General features: G+C 66.3%; 2 protein-coding genes and 1 pseudogene. All 3 read left to right on the top strand.

The window, feature by feature from the left end; all coding sequences use genetic code 11:
• Positions 1-119: pseudogene (locus tag EN939_RS34880) on the top strand (dihydroxyacetone kinase phosphoryl donor subunit DhaM); the annotation flags it as partial.
• 21 nt (positions 120-140) lie between these two features.
• Complete coding sequence (locus EN939_RS34875) at positions 141-443, top strand: HPr family phosphocarrier protein (RefSeq protein WP_127271907.1); 303 nt, start codon at positions 141-143, stop codon at positions 441-443.
• Positions 427-1,223, top strand: a 797-nt coding sequence (locus EN939_RS34870; protein ID WP_245473291.1) for a phosphoenolpyruvate-utilizing N-terminal domain-containing protein, incomplete at its 3' end; no start/stop codon positions are given. The genes EN939_RS34875 and EN939_RS34870, both read left to right, overlap by 17 nt.

The raw sequence follows: 1,223 nt of genomic DNA, 5'->3' as shown, positions 1-1,223 counted from the left end.
AGATCATCGTCTGCAACGCGCCGATCGTCGAAGGCGCGGTGATGGCGGCGACCGAGGCCTCCGGCGGCGCCTCGCTCCGGGAAGTGGTGGCGACGGCACATGAATTGTCGCCGTCGTGAGTGAACGGGAAGTTTGAAGACATGTCCGCATCCGCCGAAGCGACCGTTGTGATCACCCACGAGGTGGGCCTGCACGCGCGTCCTTCGGTGAAGTTCACCAAGCTGGCCAAGAGCTTTGCCGCCGAGGTGGAAATCGCGCTTGCCGCCAACGGCCCCTGGTTCGACGCCAAGAGCATCGTCAAGGTGATGGCGACCAAGGCGCCGAAGGGTACGCTGTTGCACATCAGGGCCAGCGGAGACGGCGCCAATGATGCCGTCGACGCGCTGGTCGAACTGGTGCGGCGCGATTTCGACGAAGGCGCGGACCATGCCCGAACCGCTTAGGCTGCAAGGTATTTCGGCTTCGGCCGGTTATGCCGAAGGGCCGCTGTTCGACCTCGACCAGACTGTCGGCTCCTATGTCGGCAAAGAAACAGCCGACGATGAGAAGGCCGCGCTCGAAGCCGCAATCGGCATCGCCACGGGCCGTCTCACTGCAATGATCGGGATGGCCGAGGGCGATGCCGCCGACATTCTCGAGTTTCAGATCGCCATGCTGCAAGACGATGCGCTGAGCAGCCCGGCCTTTGCCGCGATCCGCACCGGCCTGCCGGCCGACACGGCGTGGCGGCAGGCGCTTAACGCTGAAATCGCCGGCTACGATGCTTCGGAGCAGGATTATTTCCGCGCGCGCGCCGCCGACATCCGCGATATCAGGGACCAGGTGCTGCGGGCTCTGTCGGAGGTTGGCAACGTCGAGCCGCCCGCCGGCGCCATCCTCTATGGCGAGGATATCGCGCCGACGCGTTTTCTCGAAACCGACTGGAGCTGCGGCGGCGGCATCGCACTGAAGGCGGGCAGCACCGCCAGCCACGTCGCCATGCTGGCGCGCTCGCGCGGCGTGCCCATGGTGGTCGGGCTCGGTGATTCGCCGGCTCACCTTGCCGCCCTCGCCCTGCTCGACGCCGAACATGGCGGCATCGTGCTTTCGCCCTCGAAGGCCCAAATCGCTGCCTTTCGGCAATCCTCCTCATCATTCCGGGCGCGCCGCGATCGGGCCGGGACCTTCCTGGCGCGACCGGCGGTGACCAAGGCCGGCACGGCGGTGCGGATGCAGGTCAACAT

The sequence above is a fragment of the Mesorhizobium sp. M7A.F.Ca.CA.002.05.1.1 genome, from assembly GCF_003998335.1.
Classification (GTDB): domain Bacteria; phylum Pseudomonadota; class Alphaproteobacteria; order Rhizobiales; family Rhizobiaceae; genus Mesorhizobium.
The sequence above is the reverse complement of the archived record's forward strand: the minus strand, read 5'-3'. Positions and strand labels throughout refer to the sequence as shown.

Coding starts and splice junctions, on each gene's coding strand:
- EN939_RS34875 (WP_127271907.1), top strand. CDS start 141: ATGTCCGCATCCGCCGAAGCGACCGTTGTGATCACCCACGAGGTGGGC.